At 64.8% G+C, this 25,375-nt stretch carries 18 protein-coding genes and 1 pseudogene; 8 read left to right on the forward strand and 11 right to left on the reverse strand.

What is annotated here, in order from left to right:
* The coding region (locus BN984_RS15155; protein WP_049968639.1) for a fumarylacetoacetate hydrolase family protein at positions 1-638 on the reverse strand (638 nt) is incomplete at its 3' end.
* Positions 639-1,425: 787 nt separating this feature from the next.
* Between BN984_RS15155 and BN984_RS20000 the strand changes: the two are divergent.
* The 4 genes and pseudogenes from BN984_RS20000 to BN984_RS15170 form a co-directional block, all read left to right on the forward strand.
* Positions 1,426-1,619 (forward strand): annotated as a pseudogene (locus BN984_RS20000) (bifunctional 4-hydroxy-2-oxoglutarate aldolase/2-dehydro-3-deoxy-phosphogluconate aldolase); the annotation flags it as partial.
* A gap of 685 nt (positions 1,620-2,304) precedes the next feature.
* Positions 2,305-3,258: an AEC family transporter gene (locus tag BN984_RS15160; RefSeq protein WP_004971734.1), complete on the forward strand. Its 954-nt coding sequence runs from the start codon at positions 2,305-2,307 to the stop codon at positions 3,256-3,258.
* A gap of 928 nt (positions 3,259-4,186) precedes the next feature.
* Positions 4,187-4,597 (forward strand): cupin domain-containing protein, encoded by a 411-nt coding sequence (locus BN984_RS15165; protein WP_008096728.1) that lies wholly within the window; start codon positions 4,187-4,189, stop codon positions 4,595-4,597.
* 119 nt (positions 4,598-4,716) lie between these two features.
* On the forward strand, positions 4,717-5,550 hold the full coding sequence (locus BN984_RS15170) for a phosphoenolpyruvate hydrolase family protein (RefSeq protein ID WP_008096729.1): 834 nt from the start codon (positions 4,717-4,719) through the stop codon (positions 5,548-5,550).
* 84 nt (positions 5,551-5,634) lie between these two features.
* Here the strand turns inward: BN984_RS15170 and BN984_RS15175 are convergent, their stop codons facing one another.
* The 7 genes from BN984_RS15175 to BN984_RS15210 form a co-directional block, all read right to left on the reverse strand.
* On the reverse strand, positions 5,635-6,897 hold the full coding sequence (locus BN984_RS15175) for an outer membrane protein assembly factor BamB family protein (protein ID WP_008096730.1): 1,263 nt from the start codon (positions 6,895-6,897) through the stop codon (positions 5,635-5,637).
* 222 nt (positions 6,898-7,119) lie between these two features.
* The gene (locus tag BN984_RS15180; RefSeq protein ID WP_004971743.1) at positions 7,120-7,863 is read right to left on the reverse strand and encodes an ABC transporter ATP-binding protein; all 744 of its coding nucleotides are present in this window, start codon (positions 7,861-7,863) and stop codon (positions 7,120-7,122) included.
* Positions 7,860-8,618, reverse strand: coding sequence for an ABC transporter ATP-binding protein (locus BN984_RS15185; protein ID WP_004971745.1), 759 nt, complete (start codon positions 8,616-8,618; stop codon positions 7,860-7,862). Before BN984_RS15185 ends, BN984_RS15180 begins: the two co-directional genes overlap by 4 nt.
* Positions 8,618-9,760, reverse strand: a complete 1,143-nt coding sequence (locus BN984_RS15190; protein ID WP_008096732.1) for a branched-chain amino acid ABC transporter permease — start codon at positions 9,758-9,760, stop codon at positions 8,618-8,620. The genes BN984_RS15185 and BN984_RS15190 overlap by 1 nt, the downstream gene beginning before the upstream one ends.
* Complete coding sequence (locus BN984_RS15195; protein ID WP_008096734.1) at positions 9,757-10,698, reverse strand: branched-chain amino acid ABC transporter permease; 942 nt, start codon at positions 10,696-10,698, stop codon at positions 9,757-9,759. Before BN984_RS15195 ends, BN984_RS15190 begins: the two co-directional genes overlap by 4 nt.
* Positions 10,699-10,974: 276 nt before the next feature.
* Positions 10,975-12,393, reverse strand: coding sequence for a substrate-binding protein (locus BN984_RS15205; RefSeq protein WP_008096737.1), 1,419 nt, complete (start codon positions 12,391-12,393; stop codon positions 10,975-10,977).
* A gap of 181 nt (positions 12,394-12,574) precedes the next feature.
* The gene (locus BN984_RS15210) at positions 12,575-13,786 is read right to left on the reverse strand and encodes a Tm-1-like ATP-binding domain-containing protein (RefSeq protein ID WP_008096739.1); all 1,212 of its coding nucleotides are present in this window, start codon (positions 13,784-13,786) and stop codon (positions 12,575-12,577) included.
* A 452-nt stretch (positions 13,787-14,238) separates the two neighbouring features.
* Here BN984_RS15210 and BN984_RS15215 point away from each other — a divergent pair, with 452 nt between their 5' ends.
* Complete coding sequence (locus BN984_RS15215) at positions 14,239-19,461, forward strand: PVC-type heme-binding CxxCH protein (RefSeq protein WP_049968640.1); 5,223 nt, start codon at positions 14,239-14,241, stop codon at positions 19,459-19,461.
* A gap of 117 nt (positions 19,462-19,578) precedes the next feature.
* Here BN984_RS15215 and BN984_RS15220 read toward each other — a convergent pair whose 3' ends face one another.
* From BN984_RS15220 to BN984_RS15230, 3 genes are all read right to left on the reverse strand, one after another.
* Entirely contained in the window at positions 19,579-20,979 is a 1,401-nt protein-coding gene (locus tag BN984_RS15220) for an alkaline phosphatase family protein (RefSeq protein WP_049968641.1), read from the reverse strand.
* A complete protein-coding gene (locus BN984_RS15225) occupies positions 20,976-22,172 on the reverse strand; it encodes an inositol-3-phosphate synthase (RefSeq protein ID WP_049968642.1) in 1,197 nt (398 codons plus the stop codon). Before BN984_RS15225 ends, BN984_RS15220 begins: the two co-directional genes overlap by 4 nt.
* Positions 22,173-22,252: 80 nt before the next feature.
* Positions 22,253-22,462, reverse strand: a complete 210-nt coding sequence (locus tag BN984_RS15230) for a hypothetical protein (protein WP_008096745.1) — start codon at positions 22,460-22,462, stop codon at positions 22,253-22,255.
* A 171-nt stretch (positions 22,463-22,633) separates the two neighbouring features.
* On the opposite strand from BN984_RS15230, the gene BN984_RS15235 reads away from it, so the two are divergent.
* The 3 genes from BN984_RS15235 to BN984_RS15245 are packed head-to-tail and all read left to right on the forward strand — an operon-like array spanning position 22,634 to position 25,291.
* The gene (locus BN984_RS15235) at positions 22,634-23,413 is read left to right on the forward strand and encodes a TatD family hydrolase (RefSeq protein ID WP_004971771.1); all 780 of its coding nucleotides are present in this window, start codon (positions 22,634-22,636) and stop codon (positions 23,411-23,413) included.
* Positions 23,414-23,416: 3 nt separating this feature from the next.
* Positions 23,417-24,292: a sugar phosphate isomerase/epimerase family protein gene (locus tag BN984_RS15240; protein WP_049968643.1), complete on the forward strand. Its 876-nt coding sequence runs from the start codon at positions 23,417-23,419 to the stop codon at positions 24,290-24,292.
* Positions 24,293-24,337: 45 nt separating this feature from the next.
* Positions 24,338-25,291: a UbiA family prenyltransferase gene (locus BN984_RS15245; RefSeq protein WP_049968644.1), complete on the forward strand. Its 954-nt coding sequence runs from the start codon at positions 24,338-24,340 to the stop codon at positions 25,289-25,291.
* Positions 25,292-25,375 lie beyond the last annotated feature (84 nt).

Consider the following 25,375-nt stretch of genomic DNA (forward strand, 5'->3'; position numbering starts at 1 on the left):
TCGATAGTCATGCTCATCTCTAACTCGTGAGGGTCGTCGATGTCATCGGGCGTGACCACGCACGGGCCGAGCGAACAACAGCGGTCGTAGACCTTCGCCTGCGGCAGGTACAGCGGGTTTTCGCCCTCGATCGACCGACTGCTCACGTCGTTGCCAACAGTATAGCCGACAATTTCGCCGCGCCGCAGGACGATACCGAGTTCGGGTTCGGGGACGTCCCACTGGGAGTCGTCTCTGACGCCGATGGCGCCGCCCGGTTCGACGGTCCGAGAGGGGGTGGCTTTGAAGAAAATCTCCGGCCGGTCAGCGTCGTAGACGTCGTAGTACATGTCCGGCATGGAACTCTCTTGCTCGCGGGCCTGCTCGCTGATCTGGTAAGTGACGCCCGCCGCCCAGACTTCTTCGGCGTCGACCGGGACGGTCACGTGCTGGTCGACGAACTCCTCGTCGATCACGTCGGCGTTTTCGGTGAGTTCGGCGGCGAGTCTGTCAATTGGGATTCGGGCGATAGCGGCCACCCGAGCCAGGTCCCCGAACGTCCGGAGGTCCTCGTCGGCGCTCGTGAGGTCGTACGTCGTGGAGTCGCGAGTTGCCGTGAGACAGCGCTCTCCCGACACCTCAAGCTGGTGGTACTGCATTCGAATCCTGGTTTATAACCAAATCTAATAAAATTATGTTCTGTGGTGTCTTGCACCACACGTTGTCTCCGCAGTCCGGGGGACGAACGCTCACGTTCTGAATCACAGAATAAATTTGTCCCGAATCGTCGGCTCGGCGGAACCACCTGCAACGAACTGGCAGAAAATGTCGGCTGATGCTGAAAACTGCAGTTTCGTTGCACATCCGTAAACGCGAAATCGGCTATGGATGTTAGAACGAGCATACACACACTCTCTCCCATCGGATGGCGTGGGTCTGTTAGCCGTGTCTGTGTCCGGATGTCGTTGGTTCGCGCCGTTTATCGAACCGAACACCGGTGGTTAGAACTTGATAAGACATTCTTGATTTCAGAATGAAGTGTCCCGAAACCACGCTGATCTCCTCCGTGGCAGGTCTGAATGACTCCGTTTCTGAACCAAACCATTACAATCGTAGTATTGTACGAGAAGTCTCGTTCGAACTCACAACTGGCCGTGAAGAGCCTATAGAGGACCGAAAACTCCACTTTTTAAACGACGTTCTCTAGTTTGGAACACAATCTCGAATATCGGTGTCTGTCTGTCGACGGTCGAATCACGGATCACCCTACGTGCCCCGAAGGGAACGTTCCACTTGAGAGCCAATGGTGGCCTGTGCAAATTCGGCGACGAAGGACGCGGAGCCGAAGTCGGTAGCCAAGTGCGCGGTCCGAACTGTGTGCCTGTGCCGTTGAGTTACAGCCCACTTGAGGGTGGCCACCGCGGGGACCGTCTTCGACGCGGCGACGGCGCGGACATGGTGAAAGTGTTCCCCGCCGGCACGCTCGGACCGGGTTCGTCTCGGCGCTCGGCGGTCCCCTCGGTCACATCCCGACCGTCTCGACCGGCGGGGTCGGACTGGACAACGTCGGCGAGTTCGGCGTTATCGAAGCGAACGCCCGCGCGTTCAGCGCGGCCGTCGAGGCCGCCCGAACCAAGTAAATTCGGCCGGTTTCGAGGCCGTGGTTCGTTACTGCCTCGTCGGTGCGTCACGTTCGACTACAGTGGGTGCGACCGAGTTGCAGGGTATATCGACTGACACCTCTTCCATCTGCGGGTGAGGGAATTCCGACCGTGTTTGAGATATCACGGGTTGCAGTCTCTCTCCTGTTCGTGCCACCCAACCTGTGTTGGTGTCGTCCGAGGTGCAGGGAGAGCTCTCGATGGGTCTCTGCCCCATCTGAATTGTATATCCGTAGAAATATTGTAGCGCCATTCAGAAAATCTGAATATTCCAAATAATCTAGATACTCTAAACAATTTTGTATAGTGTGGCCCCACCGAGATTATCGCTTCATCGTGTTATTTCCATGTTCTATCTAGGACTAACTATTAATTTTTGGAAATCAATACAACTCAATCAGTTCGATTCGCCATCCGACTAGGAATCTTCCCCGAACTGTTATTGCATATTTTGAGCACAATCTGATGCGTGCCTTCGGAAGCGACTGTCCAAATTCTGACGTCGGCCGTCCTCGTCGGCAACGGTCTCCGACCCCGCACGTAACCGTCTCCGATACTATTTATACCAGAAGCAATATGGAAGTGACATGAGCCGACAGCGACAGCGCAGAGTCTCAGTCGACCCCGTCCGACCGCCGAACCGACCCTCCTCGGGGGGCCAACTATGTCGTTGACGGGGGCGTTCACGAACGCGATTCTCCCGATTCTCGGCGTCGCCGTCGTCGGCTATCTCCTAGCACGAACGACGGACATCGACGTCGGGCCGATAAACACGCTCGGATTATACGTTCTCATCCCGGCGTTGGCGTTCCACAGCATCGCCACGACGACCCTGGACGGCGGTGAAGTGCTCAAACTCGGCGTCGGCGTCGTCGGCTACGCGCTCCTCATGATTGCTATCGCGTGGGGCGTCGGCCGGCTCGCGGGCGAGTCGGGGCCGCTCCTCGGCGCGCTCATGCTGGCGGCGGCGTTCCCGAACTCGGGCTTCGTCGGCATCCCGCTGTCCGGGTTCGCGTTCGGCGAGGTCGGACGAACGACCGCCGTCATCTACCTCACCATCCAGAACCTCGTGGTCTACACTCTCGGCGTCTACATCGCGTCCAACGGCTCCGACAGCGGAGTTCTCGACGCAGTCACGGAGATATTCCGTCTCCCTCTCCTGTACGCCATCATCGCCGGCGTCATCGCCCGCGCGCTCGGTCTCGTCCCGCCGGCCGATTCGGCGCTCATGGAGACCGTCGGACTCGTCGGCGACGCGTCGATTCCGGTCATGTTGCTCATCCTCGGCATCCAGCTGGCGGAGACCAACGTGTCCGTGATATCGCGGTCGCTCGCGCCGACGGCGCTGAAACTCGTCGTCGCGCCGCTCGTCGGGTTCGGACTCGCGCTCGCGTTGGGGTTCAGCGACCCGACCGTCGCGAAGGTGTTCGTCCTTGAGTGTGCCACTCCCGCCGCGGTCATCCCGCTGGCGCTCACCATCGAGTACGCCGACGAGACGGCGGTCGACGGTATCACCGCCCCCGAGTACCTCAGCACGACCATCTTTACGACCACCGTCGCCAGCGTCGCCGTCCTGACCGTTCTCGTGGCGGTCTTGCAGGCGGGGGCGCTGTTCTGAGTAACCTCGGGACGGCGGTATTCGGGCCCGTTATCGACGAACGATCTAGATTCACATTTCGAAAGCACCGTTTCTGATACCCGGTCCACTTCTCGCGTGAACCTCGAACAAGGGTCTCGCGGCGCACCACGGAGTCGCGCTGGTTGTTGTCTCGTAAACGCGGCGAGCCGTAGCGGCAGTCGCTTCTCAGGTGGGTGTCAGGAGAGTGCCAGCGCCACGAAGCCGCTCGACACTACGCGGGACGGTACAGCGTAGAACTGACTGGTGACCCCACTGCGGTCTTCTCCACGTCTCGTAAACTGCGAACGATGGCACACTGGATTACAATCATATGCCTGTAATGGAATTGTTACAGATATACGCCTGTAATCTCGACTGAATATGCGGGTCGAGCGTCGACTCCGAGGGACACCGCACTCGCGTTTGTCCGCCTCTATTCTCGATATGAAAATGAGTGTTTAGCGGCCGCCCCGCTCGTCACCACGCGACTCACTCTCGATACGAGAACGACGGTCGTGTTACCGGTCGTAATCCGCATCGCCCGCGTGAGGCGAACAGTCTCCCGGGCTCAACGAGGCGGATAATCTCCTGTACCTCGGCCTGATTACGCTCGGTCTCGGGGGCGTTCATGGTTCGGTCACCGGTGGGGACGTTCACGCTCTGCTCGGCGATTATATTGATGTATTAATAATTTACAACACGCAAACGGAGTGGTCCGGCCACGCGGGTACTGACGGTTCGAACCGGAGTGAATCGGCGTTTGAGGCTATCTGTTGCCGGTTCTGTAGCGAAACTCGCTCATTTCGGCCCCACACCGTCGTTTTCCTCTCGAAAATGCTTGGGGCCCTCGTTGGCGCTCGCCGGGCTCTCTGACCGCGTTCCGACCACCAAAATATTTAATAATTGATACTGTTTGACTCAACACGTCATGGTATCCGAAAAGCGGTTCGTCCAGGCGGACGACGTAGAGACGATTCAATTGGACTGGGGCACGCTGAAGTGGATGAACACACCCGAGGTCACCGGCTCCGAGGGGTTCAGCGCCGGCGTCGTGTTGCTCGAACCCGGGAAGGGCCACGAGCGACACACCCACCCTGATAGCGAGGAGATACTGTACATCCTCGGCGGCGAGGGCGAACAGACCATCGAGGACGAGACCCGGACGGTCGGCGCGGGCGACATGGTTCACATCCCCAGTGGCGTCGAACACAGCACCATCAACACCTCGTGGGAGCCGCTTCGGTTCCTCGCTGTGTACTGCCCGCCCGGCCCGGAAGCCGTGATTCGCGAGGACGACGACGCGACGGTCTTCCCGCCCGGCGAGTTCCCGGACAACTGATTCGCGCGGACGAGCGACTTCGTATCGACGCCATTTCGGTCGGGTCGCTCGCCCGACGCCCGGCCGCCGGTCGATTCTTCCGAAATATTAAAGTCGTATGCGATGGCCTGTCAACTCGGATGAAGTATACTCGTGCTGAATCACTCGACCGTATCGAATCCACGATCGAATCCGGCGACCCCGTCATCGGCGCCGGTGCCGGAACCGGCATCTCCGCGAAGTTCGCGGAACGCGGCGGCGTCGACCTGCTCATCATCTACAACTCGGGGCGCTACCGGATGAACGGTCGGGGCTCGCTGGCCGGTCTCCTGCCGTACGGCGACGCCAACGAAATCGTCGTCGAGATGGGCCACGAGGTCATCCCGGTCGTCGAAGACACGCCGGTGCTCGCCGGCGTCAACGGGACCGACCCCTTCCGCGAGATGAGCGTGTTCATCGAAGACCTGCGCCGTCGCGGCTTCTCCGGCGTCCAGAACTTCCCGACCGTCGGACTCATCGACGAGGACAGCAGCTACCGGAAGAACCTCGAAGAGACCGGCATGGGCTACGACAAGGAGGTCGAGATGATTCGCGAGGCGAACGAGCAGGGTATGCTGACGTGCCCGTACGTCTTCACCGAAGAGCAGGCCAAAGCGATGACCGAGGCCGGTGCCGACGTCATTGTCTCCCACATGGGGCTGACGACCTCCGGCGACATCGGCGCGGAGACGGCGCTCGACCTCGACGACGCGGCCGAGCGCGTGCAGGCGCACCACGACGCCGCCAAGTCGATCCGTGACGACGTTCACGTCATCTGCCACGGCGGCCCCATCGCGTGGCCTGACGACGCGGAGTACGTCCTCAACAACACCGAGGGCGTCGTCGGCTTCTTCGGCGCGTCGAGCATCGAGCGCCTCGCCACGGAGGAGGCCATCGAGAATCAAGCGCGCAAGTTCAAGGAAATCGACTTCTGAGGGCTTTCGAGACGTTCTCGTTCGAGCGATTGCTACCGCTGCGGTGACTAGGTCGTCGCGGAGGCGGTCTCGCGTACAGTCGGACTACTCGACCGCGTACACCTTCGCGTCGGTTCCACCGAAGTACAGTCGCCCGTCGACGAGCGCCGGGCTGGACCCGACGCCCCGCCCGTCGATTTCCATGAACCACTCTTCTTGCCCGTCGGTCGTGATGGCGTGGACGCCGACCCCGTCGCCGTCCGACTGCCGGTGCGTCCCGACGTAGAGCGTGTCCTCCGTCAGGACGGGACTGCTCCCGACCTCCAGCGCGGGCGTCTCGAAGCTCCAGTTCTCGGCGCCGCTCTCGCGGTCGAAGCGGAACACCTTCGCGTGGTTCGTCGTCGGGTCGTCGAGCGTGTTGTACGGCGTGTGACCGACGTAGACGGCTTCCTCGCCGACCGCGACAGAGCCCGAGATGTATCGGCCCGCCGTGTCGGCGAGCCACTCTCGCTCGCCCGTCGCCGCGTCGGCGGCGTGGACGTTGCCGTTCCAGTCGGTGAAGTACACGGAGCCGTAGGCGACCGCCGGGCTCGACCATATCATGTCGCGGGTCTCGTAGCGCCACTCGACCTCGCCGGTCGAGCGCGACAGCGCGTACAGCGCCTCGTCCGAGGAGCCGACGTACACGCGGTCGTCCGTGACCGCCGGACTGCTGACGACCTCGTCTCCGACCTCGTAGTGCCACTCCGTCTCGCCGGTCTCCGCGTCGAGCGCGTACACCCAGCCGCTCTCCGAGACGTTGGCCTCCTCCGCGTACCACGCGCACGCGAGGTTGTGACAGCCGACGCCGGTGTAGACCGTCCCGTCCCAGACGGTCGGGCTCCCTCGAATCAATCCGTCGAACGCTCGGGACCAGCGTTCCTCGCCGGTCTCGGCGTCGATGGCGTACAGGTGTTTGTCGTACGACCCGATGTAGACGATACCGTCGGCGTAGGCCGGCGTCCCTTCGATTCGATGGCCCGCTTCGAAGGACCAACGGTCCTCGCCGGTCTCCGCGTCGAGCGCGTACAGGGAGCTATCGGCGCTCCCGATGTAGACGGTGTCGTCGGCGACGATTGGGCTTCCCCAGAACGCCCCGTCGGCCTCGAAGGTCCACTCGACCGAGGGTTCCGAGTCGAGCGGGGACACGTCGCCGATGTAGCCGGTGTTGTACCGCCCCCCGCGGAACGTCGGCCACGAGGTGACCGGTTCGGACACGGGGTGGCTCTGCGACGTAGACGCGACTGGAGGTCGCTGACACCCCGCGGCGAACGTGAGCGCGGACGAGGAGAACGCGGCGAGAAATCGTCGTCGGTTGGTCCGTTTCATGTCCCGTGTGTTCGAGTGTCACGAAATAATATTGTCGACTGACTGACGGCGACCGGGGCGAAGAACCGACTTCGAAATGCGAGACTGAGCGCCGGGGCAGGAACCGGAACGAGAGCGGAACGAGTGCCGCGGAGCAAATCGGAACGAGAACGGACCGAAACGGAAGCGAGGTGGGAGAAAAAGAGCGCGTCCGTCGCGCCGAGGGGCGCGCGTTCGGCGCGGTCAGACGACGAGGTACTCGTCGAGGTCTTCGGATTCGAGTTCGTCCACGGTCCCTCTGTAGACGATGTCGCCCTGGTCGAGCACGTAGCCGCGGTCCGCGATTCGGAGCGCCTCGCGGACGTTCTGTTCGATGAGGAGCACCGTCAGCCCCTGGTCGGCGATTTCCGCGACGGAGTCGCCTACCGCCTTGACGATTTGGGGGGCCAGTCCCTCGGTCGGCTCGTCCAGCAACAGCAGCTTCAGGTTCGGGAGCCTGAGCGTCCGCGCGATGGAGAGCATCTGCTGTTCGCCGCCCGAGAGCGTCCCGGCCTGTTGGGTCCGCCGCTCGTCGAGCCGCGGGAACAGGTCGTACAGCTCGTCTATCGACATCGTGCTCTCGCCGCCGCCGAGGCCGCCCCGGCGGATGGTGTTCCACCAGCCGCGGGTGATTTTCGACATCTCGAGGTTCTCCTCGACCGTCAGTTCGGAGAACAGCCGACGACCCTCGGGAACGACGCCGATGCCGCCCATGGCGATGTTGTCGGCCGGCCAGTCCGTGATGTCGTCGCCGTCGAACCGAATCGACCCGGACCGAATCGCCGGCGGTTCGGTCCCGGCGATGCTGCGGACCGTCGTCGTCTTCCCCGCGCCGTTGCGGCCGAGGAGCGTGACGACCTCGCCCTCGTCGATGCCGAGCGAGACACCGCGGAGGATGTGGCTCGGTCCGTAGTAGGCGTGCACGTCGTCGAGTTCGAGCAGGCTCATTGTTCCCCACCTCCGAGGTAGGCCTCGCGAACGGCCGGATTCTCCCGAATCTCCTCGGGGGTACCCTGCGCGATGAGCCGTCCCTGATGGAGTGTGAAGATGCGGTCGGACACGTCGAAGACGATGTCCATGTCGTGTTCGACGAGGAAGATGGTCATCCCCCAGTCGGCGAGGAGGTCGTGGATGAGGTCGACCGTTATCTCGGTCTCCGTCGGCGACATGCCGGCGGTCGGCTCGTCCATGAACAGCAGGTCAGGGTCGGTCGCGAGCCCGATGGCGACCTCTAAGCGCCGCTTGTCCCCGTACGGGAGCGAACCGGCTTCCATCCGGGCCTTCGAGTCGAGGCCGATGGTCTCCAGGATGTCGTTCGTCCGCGCTTGGACCTCGTCGAACGAGTCCCGCCGGCGGAAGAAGTTGACCCGGAACGAGCCGTGTTCGGCCGCGAACGACGCGACCTGCACGTTCTCGCGCACCGTGAGTTCCGGGAGAATCGACGCCGTCTGGAACGACCGGCCGACGCCGAGCTGTGCGATTTCGAACGGCTTCATGCCGACGAGTTCGTTCCCGGCGTAGAACACCTCACCCTCGGTCGGGCGCAGCCGACCGGTGATGGTGTTGATGAGCGTGGACTTGCCAGCCCCGTTGGGGCCGATGAGGGAGACGAGTTCGCCCTCTTCGACTTCGATGTCGACGCCGTCGAGCGCCGTGAGCCCGCCGAACTCCTTGGTGAGCCCGTGGGTTTCGAGCAGCGCCATCAGTTCTCACCTCCCGAGGAGTCGCCGGTCGAGTCGCCGCCCGTGAGGGAGTCAAGCAGTTCTCTGGGTTCGCGGAGCGCGCCGGTGAAGGCGGTCGTCATCCCCCAGATACCGTCGCGGTAGACCCACACGACCGTGGTAAACGAAAGCGAGAGCAGGAGCAGCCAGTAGTTGCCGAGCGTCGGGAAGCCGTTGACGATGCCCTTGAAGTAGAAGAACACGAACGTCCCGATGACCGGGCCGGCGAGCGTGCCGAGGCCGCCGAGAACGGTCATGACGACGACGTCGCCGCTGACGGACCAGTAGAGTCGCTCGACGCCCGCGAACTGGGTGTTGACGGCCATCAGGCCGCCTGCGAGGCCGACGATGGACGCAGAGAGGAGGAACGCCGCGAACTTGTAGCGCCAGACGTCGAGACCGACGAACGCCGTCCGCGTCTCGTTCTCGCGAATCGCCTTGAAGATGAGTCCGTAGGGCGACTTACGGATGCGCGTGATGGAGGCGACGACGGCGACGAAGAAGACGCCGACGAAGAGGTAGAGGTTGTTCACGACGAGTTCGCCGAGGAGGCCGCCGTACTGGTGTTCCAGTTCGAAGAACCCGAGGACGGGCGACCGCGGCACTTCGAGGCCGTTTATGCCCTTGGTTATCTCCACGAGCGGTTCTCGGGCGAGGAAGTAGAGGAACTGGCCGATAGCCAGCGCCACGATGGAGAAGTACACCGTGTGGAGACGCAGGAGAATCAGCGCCGCGACCGCACCGAGGGCGACCGCCGCCAGCGTCGCGACGACGATAACCGCCAGCGGGTCGTTGTACACGTGAATCGCGAACAGCGCCGCAGCATAGCTCGCGGTTCCGAAGAACATGGCGTGCCCGAACGAGAGGAGGCCGGTCTGGCCCAACAGGAGGTTGAACCCGAGCGCGAATATCGACCAGATGAGGATCGTAACCGCGAGTCCGTGATACCCCTGGAAGATGTCCGAAACGACCGGTGCGCGGCCGAACGCGTACGAGAACGTCAGGACGAACAGCACCGACGACAGGAGGACGAACGACTCGGTGTGTTTGATTCCGTCCCAGGTGTCCCAGCTAATCAACGACGATTCTTCGTCTACGGTCTTGTGGATGTTGTCCGTGCTCATTGTCCGACCTCCGCCGAGGGGAAGATACCGCTCGGCCTAATCGTCAGCACCACGATGGCCAGCAGATAGATACTGGCCTGCGTCATGCTCGGTTCGAGTTCCGTCGCCACCGCGAAGGTGAGCCCGGCGAGGAGCGCGCCGACAACGGTCCCGCGCAAACTGCCGACGCCGCCCATGATGACGATGACCAGCGACGGGATAATTATCTCCATGCCGATTTCGGAAGTCACGTTGAACAGCGACCCGCCGAGGACGCCGGCGAGTCCCGCGTAGGCGGCACCGACGGCGAATATCAGGAGGAACGGCCTGCCGACGCGGATGCCGAGCATCTGCGTCATCTCGGAGTCTTCGGTGCCCGCCCGCACGGCCAACCCGTAGTCGGTGTATTTGAAGAACGCGAAGATGCCGGCGACGAGCAACAGCGTGAGCGCGACGACGAGGACGCGTATCGTCGAGGCCGCGCTCATCCCCGGCGGCGTGCCGATGAGGGGAAGCGAAATCGCGCCCGTGAGCCACTCGGGCCGGGGGTAGATGGTCCCCGTCCGGCCGAAGAGGATGGCGACTAACTCTTGAGCGGCGATGAGGATTCCGAATGTCACCAAAAGCTGGTCGAGAAGTTCTCGCTCGTAGAACGGTTTTGCGATCCAACGCTCCATCGCGACGCCGAGGACGAAGATGACGACCGGCGTCAACACGAGCGCGGGTATGAACCCCCAATCGAGTCCGACCTGTCCGAAGTCGCTCAACAGTCCGCCGTACTGTTCGCTCGACGCGATGAGGAGCCCGATGTACGCGCCGCTCAAGTAGAGGACGCCGTGGGCCATATTCACGTATTTGAGCGACCCGAACACGATGGACAGGCCGACCGCGACGAGCAGGTACAGCGACGCGACGCTCAGCGCGATGAAGAGGAACCCGACGATGCTGTCGATATTCATCGTTTCCACCTCGGTACAGATGTGAGTAAGCACTTCATGGTGTGCACGATTATTCATGAATTCTTCAGTATGTTAATCTTGTGTTTCGCTGACTTCTGGCATGCCAGCGGGCCGCTCTCCGGGTTCGTCGGGGGCGGTCCCGGATGTCGGCGCGGCGCGAATGCAGTCGAGTGGGAGAATGGCGTGCGCGCGGCCGAGAACGCCGATGGCCGCTCGCGGATTATCGACTGCAGAAAATGGGAGTAAGGTACGTCGTATCGAGGCTTGGTCCGGCCGTTACTCGTCTCCGTACTCGTTGTCGCCCATGGCGCAGTTCGACGCCGGGAACTCGCTGCACTCGTAGACGAGCGGGTCGGTCGTCTCGACGATTTCCGTCCGGATACCGAGTTCTTCGGCGCGGTCGTCGCCGACGCCGCGGACCATGTACCACGGGCGCTCGACCTGGTGGTCGCAGGTCCGGTACGAGGAGTCGCCCCACGCGAGGCTCCACTCGAACTCTTCGAGCGTTCGAACCACCGTCGGCGGGTGGAACGTGCCGGCCTCTTCGACGGCGGCCGCGTACACCATCATCGATTCGTAGGTGTGCAGCGAACTCTGGTTGGGCGTCTCGTCGTACTCGGCCTGATAGGCTTCGACGAACGTCTGGCTCGCCTCGTTGTCGGCGTTCGGGTTCCACGGCTCCATGCCGAGGACACCTTCTGCGTCCGCGCCGAGCGGGTCGAGGGTGAACGCGCTGACGTGCGGGATGATGACGTCGATGTCGTCGGTCAGGCCGGCGTCTCGCAGTTGCGCGAGGCCGCTGGCGGCGAAGTTGCCGAAGCTGGAGAAGTACAGCGTGTCGGCACCGGAGTCTTCGAGCGCCTGAATCTGGGAGCTGTGGTCGGTCTCGCCCTCCGCGATGGCGGCACCGCCGGCGTCCTCCCACGGACCCTGTTCGGTGAGGTACTTGCGGGCGGCGTCGCGGTTCGACTGCCCGTAGGAGTAGTCCATGTAGATGTGGAACAGCGAGCGGTCCTCGCCGAGGACCGAGGGCGCGGCCTCGCCCATCGCCATCCCGATAATCTCCGCGTGGAACGTCGGGTGGAAGTAGTATCGCGAGCAGTTCTCCCCGGAGATGCCGGCGGACGTTGAGTTCCCGCCCATGAACGGAACTTTCTCTCGCTGGGCGACGTTCTGCATCGCCATCGTCACCGTACTGGACATGCCACCCGTCCAGAACTGGATGTTGTCCCGCTGAATCATCCGCTCGATGTTGTCCTGTGCCGTGTCGGCGCTCCCGGCGGTGTCGGCCTTCGTCGGCTCGACCTGGTAGCCCATGATGCCGTCGCCGCTCAGTCGGTCCCAGTAGTCGACGAGGCCGCCGCCCTCGTTCAGGTGTTTGACCGCGAGGTCGAAGCCCTTCTCTTGGTCTTGGCCGTCGGGGCCCAACGCGCCGGAAGTCGGCCCGTTGAATCCGATGCTCACGGAGCTTCCCTCGGGCGGGAAGTTCCCGATAGCCTCGTAGTCCTCGCCGCTGTCGTCGCCGCCGGACGTGTCCCCGCCAGAGGAGTCGTCGCCTCCGCCGCCGTCGGTGTTCTCGGTCTCGGAACCGCCCCCACCGGTACAACCCGCGAGACCGGCCGTGAGTCCGGCCGTCCCGATTGCTTTCAGATAGCGTCGCCTGGATTCGTCAGTTAGCGCTGGTTGATCAGTCATGTTTCTTCGGAACGCTGGTAGTGACATGGTGTCATGGTATAGTTAAACTTTGTGATTATCCGGGTAGAAATCAGGTCACCCGGCCGGCCCGCGAGCGCGAACTCCCCCTCGTCGGCGCTCAGCACGTCGTCGGCAGCGGGGGCGACCCCCGAGTCCCGTTCTCGATTCGGAAACGCCCGGGTTAGGCCGCCGCCCGCATGCGGCGGTCGATGGCCTTCGCGAGCGTGAGCGCGAACTCCTCGTCGTTGATGTTGGCCGACGACTCGATGACCTCCACGTGGTCGTCGAGGTGCTCGCGCAGCGCGTCGAACAGCGCCTCGTCGGCCTCGGGGTCGTAGAACTCCTCGCCTTCGGCGTCGAGCATCGAGACGCCGCCGAGCGGGAGCGCGAGCGTGGTCGGCCCGGTCGCGGTGTTGAGCTTCTCCGCGATGATTCGGCCGAGTTCGGCGTTCTCCTCTGGGGTCGTCCGCATCAGCGTCACCTGCGGGTTGTGGACGTGGAACTGCCGGCCGTCGAACTCGTCTGAGATGGAGTCTTTCGGCCCGAAGTTGACCATGTCGAGCGCGCCGGTCGAGACGACCTGCGGGATGCCGCGCTCGGCCGCGGCGTCGAGCCGGTCCGGACCCGCCGCCAGGACGCCGCCGACCAGTTCGTCGGCCCACTCGGTCGTCGTGACGTCGAGCACGCCGTCGATAACGCCCTCTTCGACGAGCGACTCCATCGCCCGGCCGCCGGTCCCGGTCGCGTGGAAGACGATAGTCTCGTACCCGCGCGCTTCGAGCCAGTCGCGCGCCGTCTGGACGCACGGCGTGGTGACGCCGAACATCGTGATTCCGATGGTCGGTTTGTCCTCGGTCTCGACGGCCGGCTCGTTCGACACCATGCCGACCATCGCGAGTGCCGCGTTGGAGATGACGGTCCGCGAGAGTTGGTTGAGCCCCTCGATGTCGGCGACCGAGTACATCATCGCGATGTCGTGGTAGCCGATGTACGGCTCCGTGTCCCCCGAGGCCATCGTCGAGAGCATCAGTTTGGGGACCCCCATCGGAAGCGCGCGCATCGCGGCCGTCGCGACCGACGTGTTCCCCCCGCCGCCCAGACCGAGGACGCCGTCGAGTTGGCCCTCCGCGTGGAGTCGCGATGTGACGACGGCCGCACCGTCGCCCATGGTTTCGATGGCCTTGCCGCGGTCGCCGGCCTCCCGAAGCGCTTCGAGGGTGCTGCCGCCCGCCTCGGCCACGGCCGCGGCGTCGGTGTCCGGTTCGATTTCGGGCGCTCCCATCACGCCGACGTCGACGAGGTGAACCTCGATTCCCTGCCCTTCGAGCACGTCGCGGGCGAACCCTATCTCCTCGCCCTTGGTATCGAGTGTGCCGACGATGACGACGCTCATCGGTCACCCGCGGTGGACCGCTCGCGTCGGGTCGGTCCGCACCCGTCGTTCGAAACCTCGACGCCGCGCGGCGTCGCCGCCGATGCGACTGATTGTGTGCATGCGCGGTTCATACTTGCAATCGTGGCAACACTACAGACTGTAATTAATATTGGGGTCAGTCCAACGTTCACCGGCTAGTGAAGCATCGAGACATGCGGACACGACTTGCCGCTGGACAGTACATTCAAGTAATGTTAGTTCATGAGATTTGGTAGCCCAAATCAATGAGCCGACGGGAATAATGGCTATACTTCCGTTACACCTCGCCTGTCAGTTGGGTGGGAACGCGGGAGTGAGAGCCGCCCGTTCGGCGAATTGGCCGGGTACACGGCTGGGTTGCGGTTCGCGAGAGCAGCGCAGTCCTGTAATCGCACGGTAACCAACGACGACAGCGGTCGACGCAACACACTATGACACACGACGACGACACGACACGGGAATCGAATCCCGACGACGGCGACAGCGAGGGACTGAACATCAACCGACGCAACTTCATGAAAGTGAGCGGCGTCGGGGCGGCGAACTTCCTCGGGGCCAGCGGCGTCGCACAGGCGAAACAGCTCACCACCGACGACACGATTCGCCTCGTCGCGACGGAGGGAGACATTCTCGCGGCGTACACGAACGAGGAGTCGGTTATCGAGGGTTCGGGTCTCGCCGACGCGATATCCGACTGGCGTCAGGGCGACCTGACGACGAACTCCCTGCTGAAGGGAATCAACAGTTGGCGCAACGGGACGGAGATAGAGACCTCGGCGGACTCGTTCTCGTGGGTCGCGACCGCGCCCTCCGAGATGGAGGATACGACCAACCCGACGCTCGTCATGCACGAGGGCGAGGAGTACGAAATCGAACTCTCGAACGCCATGGACGAGGACATCACGTTCATGCTCGCGGACCCGACCGGCGAGGTGATGGAGTCGTTCTCGACGATGCAGGGGTCTGGCGACTCACAGACGGTCAGCTTCACCGCCGAGTCGTCGATGGCGATGTACTACGCCGAAGAGCACCCCGAGGAGATGCGGGGGAGCGTCGAGATAACGCCGCCTCCGGCCGAAGACAACATCAGCGTCCTCATGATGGGCGGCCCGCAGGGCGGCAGTCACAACGCGCCGGCCCGGCAGGTCCAGCTCACCGAGTACATGCTGGACCGCGGCATCGAGGTCCAGTACACCGACCGGCTCGCCGACCTCGAACCCGACGTGCTCCACCGCTACGACGCGTGGATCATGATGGACAACCGCGGCGCGAACTACGGCCAAGAGCTGACTCCGGAACAGGAGCAGTCCATCGTCGAGTTCGTCGAGAACGGCGGCGGCTTCATCCCGATACACAGCGCTTCGGCGTGTTTCACCGGCTCGGACGCCTACATGAACCTCGTCGGCGGCCAGTTCGCCGCTCACAACTTCGGCGAGATGACGACGAGCTTCGCCCAGCCGAGCCATCCGATTCTGTCGACCCTCGACCCCATCACGGTCGAAGACGAGACGTACCGCCACATGAACCTCAACGACGATATCAACGTGCTCGCCTACGCGCAGTTCCCCGACGGCGACAGCATCCCCGAGTACGACGACGGCCGCGAACAGGGCGAGCCGTGGTCGTGGACTCGCACACAGGGCGACGGGCGCATCTTCTACACCGCGTGGGGCCACGGCAGAGCCCCGTGGGCGACCGACGGCTTCAAAGCGCTCATCGAGAACGCGATTCGCTGGGTCACGAAGAACGAAGACACCATCGCTGAGGACACCAAGGTCCTCAACGACCTGGAGTTCATCGACGCCGACATCCCGTACTATCCGCCGCCGGAGGGGAGCCTCCTGGCGCCGGAGGTCCCCGAGGAGGTCGGCAGCGGAACGAGTTGGAACAAGATGCAGCGGGCGTTGAACCCCAGCGAGACGGTCCGGCGGACGATTACGCCGGAAGGGTTCGACCTCAAGCCGTTCGTCACCGAGGGCGACCTACCTGACGACGCGAAGGGGAACATCCTCGACGCGAAGTTCGACGCGCAGGGTCGCGTCTGGCTGTCGGTCACCCGCGACTATCCGAACGAGCTAGGCCAGGACCGCGACAAAATCGTCGTCTGCGAAGACACGGACGGCGACGGACAGGCCGACGAGTTCACCATCTTCGCGGACGGCCTCTCGGTGCCGGTCAGTATGGTTGTCGTCGAAGACGGCGTCGTCGTCGCCGACCTCGACGACCCCAGCGAGAGCGGGAAGATGGTCCACCTCGTCGACACGGACGGGGACGGGCAGGCTGACGAGCGAAACGTCCTGTTCTCCGGGTTCGGTAACGGCGACACCCACGCCGGCCCCAACGAACTGGCCCACGGCATCGATAACTGGATTTGGGGACAGGTCGGGTACGGCGGTTTCAGCGGCAACATCGCCGGCGAGGAGCGAAACTTCAGTTCCTCGGTCTACCGATTCAAGTTAGAAGACGGCTCGGTCACCGACTTCGAAATCGTCGGCGCACTGCCGGGGAACCAGGCGGGCCTCGGTTTCACCGAGGAGGGTCTCGCCTTCGGTTCGGCCGCGACCTCCGGGCGACCGAGCAACTACTTCGCTATCCCGCATCAGTACTACGACCTCATCGAGGGAACGGGACCGAACGACTTCGGTGCGGCGTCTGATTCGAACCGGTTCCTCCCGGTCACCGACCGCGTCCGGCAGGTCGACCTCCACGGCGGGTACACCGCGGCGACCGGCCACACCATCTACACGGCGCGCGAGTACCCCCAGAAGTACTGGAACAACACCGGCTTCGTCGGCGACGGCACGGGTCACATCCTCGGGTCGTTCTTCCTCTCGCAGGACGGTGCGGGCTACAACACCCACTACGCCCACAACATCGCCGGCGGCACCGACGCGTGGTTCGCGCCGTCGTACTCCTCCGTCGGCCCGGACGGCATGCTGTGGTTCATCGACTGGTACAACTACATCTACCAGCACAACCCGACGCCCGGTGGCTTCGAGAACGGCCCCGGCAACGCGTACATGACCGAGGTACGCGACCACGCAACTGCCCGGCTCTTCCGCGTCGTCTACGGCGACGACGACGGCTACGAGCCGACCGACCTCGCGGACGCGAGCGTCTCGGAACTCGTCGACACGCTGTCGAGCACGAACATGTTCTGGCGGCGGACGGCCCAGCGGCTGTTGGTCGAACGCAACGAGACGGGCGCGCTCTCGTCGCTCGTCGACCTCGTCACGACGGAGACGCTCGACGAAATCAACCTCGACCCGGCGGCGATTCACGCGCTGTGGACGATGCACGGCCTCGGCGCGCTCGACGCCGACACTGGAAACAGCACCGCGATTCAGGCCGCACTCGGCGCGCTGACGCACTCTTCGCCGGGCGTCAGGCTCACCGCACTCCGCGTCCTGCCGTCGACGACGGACACGCGACAGGCGATTCTCGACAACGACCTCCTCAACGACGAGGACGGTCGGGTCGCCATGTGGGCGCTCGTCGCGCTCGCGCAGACGCCGTCCGACGACGCGTCCGGCGAGGCGGTCTACGAGATGATTAGCGCCGAATCGAACTATCAGGACACGGTCCTCGTCGACGCGGCGTCGCTCGCCGGCGCGACCCACGCCGACGGGTTCATCCCGGCGTACGAGGCCAACGAGGACACGAGCGACGGTGGGGACGACACCGGCGACCTGCCGAACCTCCTCGAAAACCCCTCGTTCGAGACGCCCGCCGGTGGCGACACCGGGGGTGACTCAGACCCGATGCCGGCCGGCTGGTCGACCACCCCGTACACCGGTTCACCGGAGTTCGCGTACGCCGAGACGGGCTACGAGGGTGACCGGAGCGTCCAAGTGTCGTCCACCGAGGGAGCCGACGCCTCGTGGAACACGACGGTCGCGGTCGACCCGAACACCGAGTACACTCTCTCCGCGTACGTCAAGACCGATAGCGTCCAACTCGTCGACGGTACCTCGATCGGTGAGGGCCCGCTCGGGGCGACTATCAGCGTCGAGCAGATAGCGAACACGGACTCGGGAACCCAGTGGGACACAATTCCGTCCGGACTGACCGGCACCAACGACTGGACGGAGGTGAGCATCACCATCAACAGCGGCGACCTCGAAGAACTCCAGATCAACTGCCTGTTCGGTGGCTACGGCGAGGCGACCGGCACGGCGTGGTTCGACAGCGTCTCGCTGACCGACCCCGACGGCACCGACGTGCTCTCGAACGGTTCCTTCGAAGAGAGCACCGGCAGCAGCGAGCCCGCGATGCCCGCCGACTGGACGACGAACACGTTCGCGGGCACCGCAGAGTACACCTACGCGGACGCGGGTCAAGACGGCAGCCAGAGCGTCCAAATCTCGTCCGCGGAGGGCGCGGACGCGGTCTGGCTCACCGACGGCATCTCGGTCCAGCCCGAGACGGAGTACACCCTCAGCGGCTGGATAAAGACCGAGAACGTCCAGGTGAGCGACTCGGCCCGCGGTGCGCTGTTCAACGTCCACAGTACGGACTTCGAGACGGGCCCGCTGACTGGCACCAACGACTGGACGGAGGTGAGCACCACGTTCACGACGGGTGCCGACACCACGACGGTCCAAATCAACTGCCTGTTCGGCGGCTACGGTAACGCGACCGGCACGGCGTGGTTCGATAACGTCTCGCTGACCGACCCTGACGGGAACAACGTCCTGCCGAACGCGTCGTTCGAAGAGGCCGCGAGCACCGACTCGTCGTCGGACCCCGAGGGCCCGGCGAACTGGGAGGGAACCACTTACGGCGGCACGGCTGAGTTCACCTACACCTCGGACGTGGCGCGGACGGGCGACTACAGCGTCCGGGTCGACTCAACGGAGGGTGCGGACGCGTCGTGGACGCAGTTCCGCGACGACCTCGAACCGAACTCCGAGTACCGCTTCCGAGCGTGGGTCAAGACCTCGGACGACTTCAGCAACTCCGAGGACGGCTTCGGTGAAATCGGAAGCTCCTACGGCGTCACCATCAACATCCACTCACTCGGACAGGGCTCCGTCACGGACTACTACACGGACCCCGTCGAGGACTGGCAACTGCTCGAAACGACGTTCTCGACCGGCGCGTCGCCCGGCGAGTTCCAGTTCAACCTGTTGTTCGGCGGCTGGGGCAACGCCACCGGTACCGCGTGGTTCGACGACACCGAACTCAAGCGCATCGGCGGCTCCGGCAACGGGCTGGAACTCGTCTACGACCGCGTCACCGAACACGTCGAGGCGACCAGTGGTGACGGGAGCGACGACGGCGGCAGCGACGACGGCGGCAGCGACGTCATCCCGTCGGGGTCGACCATCGAACTCGAAGCCGAGAGCAACGAGGGCTGGACCGGCGTCTCGCCGTCCGGTATCGCGGACGCGACGAACCCGACGCTCACCCTCGAAGCCGGCGGCGAGTACACGGTCACGTGGACGAACCGCAACGGCGCGCCTCACAACTTCGAGGTCGTCAACGGCGACGACACCGTCGTGAACGACATCTCCACGTCGTACCTCGCGACGCAGGGCGAGTCACAGAGCGTCACGTTCACCGTCACCGACTCGATGGCGGAGTACGTCTGTCGCGCCCACAGCTTCCGGATGCGCGGCACCATCGAAATCGCGAGCTCGGGAGGTAACTGAGCGGGCGAGACGCGTTCCGACCGCGGTCCGTGGCGTCTTTTCTTTCGTATCGAACTTGAGCCGAGCGACGCGGAAAATCAGCACTTCGGGCGCGTCGCGGCGATGCCCGGACTACACCTACACCTGCGGGCCGGCGAACAGCGACGGGCGCTCGAACGCGAGCGACACGTCGTCAGCGATGCCGAGCAGGTCCGCGACCGTCGGGGCGAACCGCCGGGCGTCGACGATTCGGTCGGACGAGCCGTCGGGGGCCGCCGGCCCGCCGAAGCCGTAGAAGCCGCGCGTCTCGGGGTCGACGCGACCGTGCGACCCGGACACCTTCGTCGGGTCGAGCGTCACGAGCCCTTCGTCGCCGAGAAACAGTTCGCACGGGTCGAAGCCGGGCTTGGCGTGGATGTCCATCTCCGTCGCGTACGACGGCGCGTCGGCGTCGTCGGTCCACCAGTAGTACTGGAACCACGCGTCCGCGTCGGCGACGGCGACGAGGTCGCCGGCGTTCGGGTGGTTCGCGTCGCCCCGCGCTTCGCCTTCGACCACGGCGTCGACGCCGGGGAGCGATTCGAGAACCTCTCGGGCGGCCGCCGGCCGGTCGGTGTACACGTGCGCGATTTGGTGGTCGACCATCGCGAACGCCGACGACGCGGCGATATCGACCTCCTCGCCGCCCTCGCCGTCGTCGCGCACCGAGAGCAGCCCCGCGTCGCGGAGCGCCCGGTTCGGGAACGCCGGCGTGTCGACCGCGTTGAAGCCGTACTCGTTGACGACGCCGACCGCCGTTTCGGACCAACGGGGCGTCGCTTCGAGCCAGTCGAGGAACTCGCCGACGAGGTCGTCGACGACGCCGACGGCCTCCCGAAGTTCCGGGGAGTCGGGACCGTGCCGCTGCGCGTCGTAGTCGAGGTGCGGCACGTACACCCACAGCAGGTCCAGGTCGTACCGCGCTATCGACTCCCGCGCGGTCGCGAGAATCCACTCGCTGCTGCGCTCGTCGGCGACCGGCCCCCAGTAGTTGTGCAGCGGGAAGTGGCCGTACTCCTCGCGGAGGTCGTCGTAGAACTCGTCGGGATTCGTCCAGCAGTCCATCTCCATGAGGTTGTTGTCCTCGTCTTCGATGGGCGACGGCGTGACGGCCACGTCGGCGCTCGTGCCGATGAGGTGTTGGAAGAACAGCGCGCCCGTCGTGAGGCCCGCCTCGTCGCTCGCGGCCTCCCACAGCCGCGTTCGCGTTCCTCGGTCGCGCTCCCAGAACTCGGCGACCTGTCGGTCGCGGTCGAACTCGCCGCTGGACACGTCGCCGTGGGCGGCGGGCGACTGCCCGGTCGAGAGAGTCGTCTGTGCGGGCACCGTGACGCTCGGAAACGGCGGTTCGAGCGCCCCGGACGGCTTTCCGGCAAGTAGGTCGGCGATATTCGGTGCCAATCCCTCGTCGAGATGTTCTTGTTGGAGTCCGACGACGTCGAGGACGACGACGCGCCCGGCACCGGACGTGGTCGCGTCCGAGGTCCTTCGAGCCGTCACGTTCCCTCCGCGTGGCGCTCCGCGTAGTCGTAGAGGAGTCGGAACTGTTCGGACAGTTCGTGTCTGTCGACGCCCTCGGGGGACTTGAAGAAGGACGCGAGGTGCGGCATCGTCCCGCCCTCGCCGCGCTCGTCGGCGAAGGCGGCCAGCCGGACCATGTCGAGGACGAGCGGGGCGGCGAGCGCCGAGTCGGCCCCCTCCCACGTGAACTGCATCTTCATCTTCGTCCCGAGGAAGCCCTCGAAGTGGACGTGGTCCCACGCGGTCTTCCAGTCGCCGAGCGACGGCGTGTAGTCGATGCGGACGGCGTTGTGGGTCTCGTACCCGAGGATGTCGTCCAGCAGGCTGCCCTTGCTCTCGATCTTCCCCGCCTTGTTGGCGTCGTCTTCGAGGACGAGACCGTCGCTGTTGCCGAGGATGTTGTGACCCTCCCACGAGAGGACGCGCAGGTTCCGCCCCGCGAACATCGGCCCGAGCGCGGACTTCATCAGCGTCTCGCCGGTTTTCCCGTCGCGGCCCATGTGCGGCACCTCGTTTCGCTCCGCGAGTTCGCGGAGCCCACCGAGCGAAGAGCCGGTACTGGGGGTGAAGTTGATGTACGGGTGGCCGTCGAGGAGCGCCGCGTACGCGTACAGGGCGCTCGCGGGGAGGTTCGGGTCGTCGCGCTCGACCGCCGTCTCGAACGCCGCCAGCGTGTCGTAGTCGCCGGGCGTCGGAATCGGCGGCTCGGTCGACGCGGCGTTCACGACGACCAGTCGGTCGACGTCCTGCGAGTCGGCGAAGGCGGCGTAGTCGGCCCGTATCTCCTCGACGATGTCGGCGACGGCCACGTCGTTACTCTCCGTCTCCGAGGACATCCCCTCGACCGCCTCGCCGCACCGGCGCGCGGTTCCGAGTTCGACGCGCTCGTCGATTTCGCGGAGGTCCTCGCGGACCGCGTCGAGGGTGTCGGGTGCCACGACGCCGCCGTGGCCCGCCATCTCCTCGGCGGTCTCCTCGATTCGCTGGGCCCGGATGTCGTGGCCCCCGAACACGAGGTCGTTGACGGCGGGGAGGTCCAGCGCGGCCACCGGTTCGTTGGCCGTCACCATCCCGGTCGTGTCCGCGACGCCGCGGGCGATTGCGCGCGCGCCGGTCATCGAGACGCTCGCGACGTTACCTCTGGCTCCGATAATCCAAACTCCGACTGTCATCGACTCACGATTGCGGTGTGCGATGAAGAATCTTGTCCTTCAATCATGTTGTTTCTGTGTCGGTCCCGGTTGGAGGGAACTCACCAGTCGCGGGAGGTGTCAGCGTCCCGTCTGTCGAGTTGGTCGCCGTGTTTGCTGAAGTCGAGGTTCCGGTCGAGGACCGTCTCTTCGGGGTGCCGCCACGTCTCGTCGCAGTCGACGCAGCGCCACTCCTCGTAGGGGCGACCCTCTTCGGGCGTGACGCGGTTCGATTCTATCGGCTCACCGCAGAACGGACAGTGTTCAGGCATGCGACTACGGAGTCTGCACGGACGAGTAAATAGCTGTCTCCGCCGTCGGTCGCGGCCGCTGCGGTCGGGCGGTGCGCGCTCGTCCCGCGGCCGTCACCGAATCCACCGAAACAATGATTAACTACCATCAGAGAGGTAGGTCACATGTCGATACCAATTATCGACCCGCACATGCACATGGTGTCTCGCTCGACGAGCGACTACGAGCGCGCCCGGCTTGCGGGCGTGGAATGTTGCGTCGAACCCGCGTTCTGGAGTGGGACGGACAAGCAGCACGCGGCGTCGTTCTTCGACTACTTCGAACAGATAATCGAGTTCGAGACCGACCGGGCCGAGCGTGCGGCGGGCATCGACCACTACGTCACCGTCGGCCTCGAACCGAAGGAGGCGAACTACCCCGAGATGGCGGAGGCCGTGATGGACGGGCTCCCCGAGTACCTCGACCGCGAGCACGTCGTCGGACTCGGCGAAATCGGACTCGACCAGGGGACCGAAGCCGAGGAGTACGCGTTCAGACGACAGCTCAGAATGGCGGAAGAGCGCGAACTGCCGGTCATCATCCACACCCCGCACACCCAGAAGCCAGAGGGGACCGAGCGACTCGTCGAGATGATTCAGGACGAAGACGTGACCGAAGAGCGAATCGTCATCGACCACAACACCGAGAACACGGTCGATATCTCGCTGCAGACCGACTGTTGGCTCGGCTTCACCCTCTACCCCGGAAAGATAGACGCCGAGACGACCATCGACATCCTCGAGGAGTACGGCACCGACAAGATGCTGCTCAACAGCGCCGCCGACTGGGACCCGTCTGACCCGCTCGCGGTCCCGAAGGCCCGAGACAAGATGCTCGACCGCGGCTGGGACCGAGACGAGGTCCGGAAGGTCGTCTACGACAACCCCCGGGAGTTCTTCGGCCAGTCGCCGAACTTCCACTACGAGGTGTGACCGATGGAGTTTGGCTTCTCGATGAACGCGTTCCGGCAGCGAACGCTTACCGAAGGCGTCGAAGCAATCGCCGACGCCGGCTACGACGGCGTCGAAATCCTGCTTGACGACCCGCACCTGTTCCCGGGGACGGCCGACGGCGACGACCTCGAACGCGCTCGCTCGCTCCTCGACGACTGCGGCATCGAAGTCAGCAACTGTAACGCCTTCATGCTCAGCGCCATCGAGCCCTCCGCGGAGAGTCGGGCGGCGACGTTCAACCGCGACACCGAGGCGTTCCACCACCCCTCGTTCGTCGAACTCGCGGCCGAGGACCGACAGGCGCGGGTCGACCACACGAAGAACGCGCTCGCCACCGCGGCCGCGCTCGGCTCGGAGAGCATCTCGATTCCGCCGGGTGGCCCGGTCCCGGAACGCATGTCGCGGGCGGACGCGCTCGACGCGTTCGTCTGGGGGCTCCGCGACGTCGCCGACGCCGCGGAGAAACTCGGCGTCGACGTGCTGGTCGAACCCGAACCGCACCTGCTCATCGAGACCTCCGAGGACTTCCTCGACCTCGTCGACCGCGTGGACTCACCCCGAATCGGCTGTAACTTCGACGCGGGACACTTCTACTCGGTCGGCGAGGACCCGGTCGAACTGGTGGAGCCGCTCGCGCCCCACACGCCGCACTACCACCTCGAAGACATCCCGGGCGACCGCACCCACGAACACACCCAACTCGGCGAGGGTGCGATGGACATCGACGGCTTCCTCGAAGCGGTCGAAGCGACCGGCTACGACGGCTACGTCACGGTCGAACTGTACCCCTACCAGGAGACCGCGGCGGAGACGGCCCGAACCGCGATGGAGTACCTCGAAGCCCATGGGTGGGCCTGACCGCGCGGGTCGGAAACGAGAGCCAGACCGACCGACGAACCGACGATGAACCGAACGAACGCGACACCCTCGACCGGCGGTCTTCGACGCTCGCTCGCGAGTCTCGCCAGACTCGTCCGCGTCCCGAACCTGTTCACCGCGCCGCCCGACGTCATCCTCGGGGCGGTGTTGGTCAGCGGCGGCCGCCCGTCGGTTCCGCTCTCGTCGCTCGCCGGCGTCGCGCTCGCCTCGGTGCTGCTGTACGCGGCCGGCACGACGCTCAACGACTACGTCGACGCCGACGAGGACGCGCAGTTCCGTCCGGAGCGCCCGATACCGTCGGGAGACGTGTCGCGCACGCGAGCTCGGAACCTCGGCGTCGCGCTCCTCTGTGCCGGCGTCGTCGTCGCCGCGGCCGCCGGGGGGCCGACCGCCGGCGTCGTCGCCGTCGTCCTCGGCTCGTTCATCGCACTCTACGACGGCGCGCTCAAGGGGACGCCGCTCGGCTTCGCGGCGATGGGCGGTTGCCGGGGAGCGAACGTCGCCCTCGGCATGGCGGTCGTGGCGGGAGCTCCCTCGTCGCTGTCGGCTCCGACGTGGGTCTACGTCGTGCCGGTCGTCGTCGCGCTCTACATCGCCGGCGTCACGTACATGGCCGAGCGGGAGACCGGCGCGGGCGACTCGGGGGCGGTGCTGGTCGGGATGGCCGGCGTCGGACTCGCCGTCGGGTCGGTCGTCGCGGCTGGCGCGGCCGTCGGCGTCGACTCGACCGACTCCGCGACGGTCGTCGTGGCCGGCGGACTCCTCGTCTGGTTCGCGGCGTGGACCGGCCGCGACCTCCTGACCGCCTACGCCGACCCCCGGCCGGGCACCATCGGCCCCGCGGTCGGCACGTGCGTCCTCGCGCTCGTCGTGTTGAACGCGGCGGTCGCCGGGCTTCTGAGTCCCGCGTGGGGTATTGTCGCGGCGGCGTTCGTCGCCCCCGCGGTCGGTCTCTCGTCCGCGTTCGACGTGTCGTGAACCGACGCGGCGCGTCGGTCCGTTGGCGCGTCGGGTTCCATCCCGAACGATTGGCAGTACCAAAACAATTATTCATGTGTGACT

The organism is Haloferax prahovense (genome assembly GCF_000723845.1).
GTDB lineage: Archaea > Halobacteriota > Halobacteria > Halobacteriales > Haloferacaceae > Haloferax > Haloferax prahovense.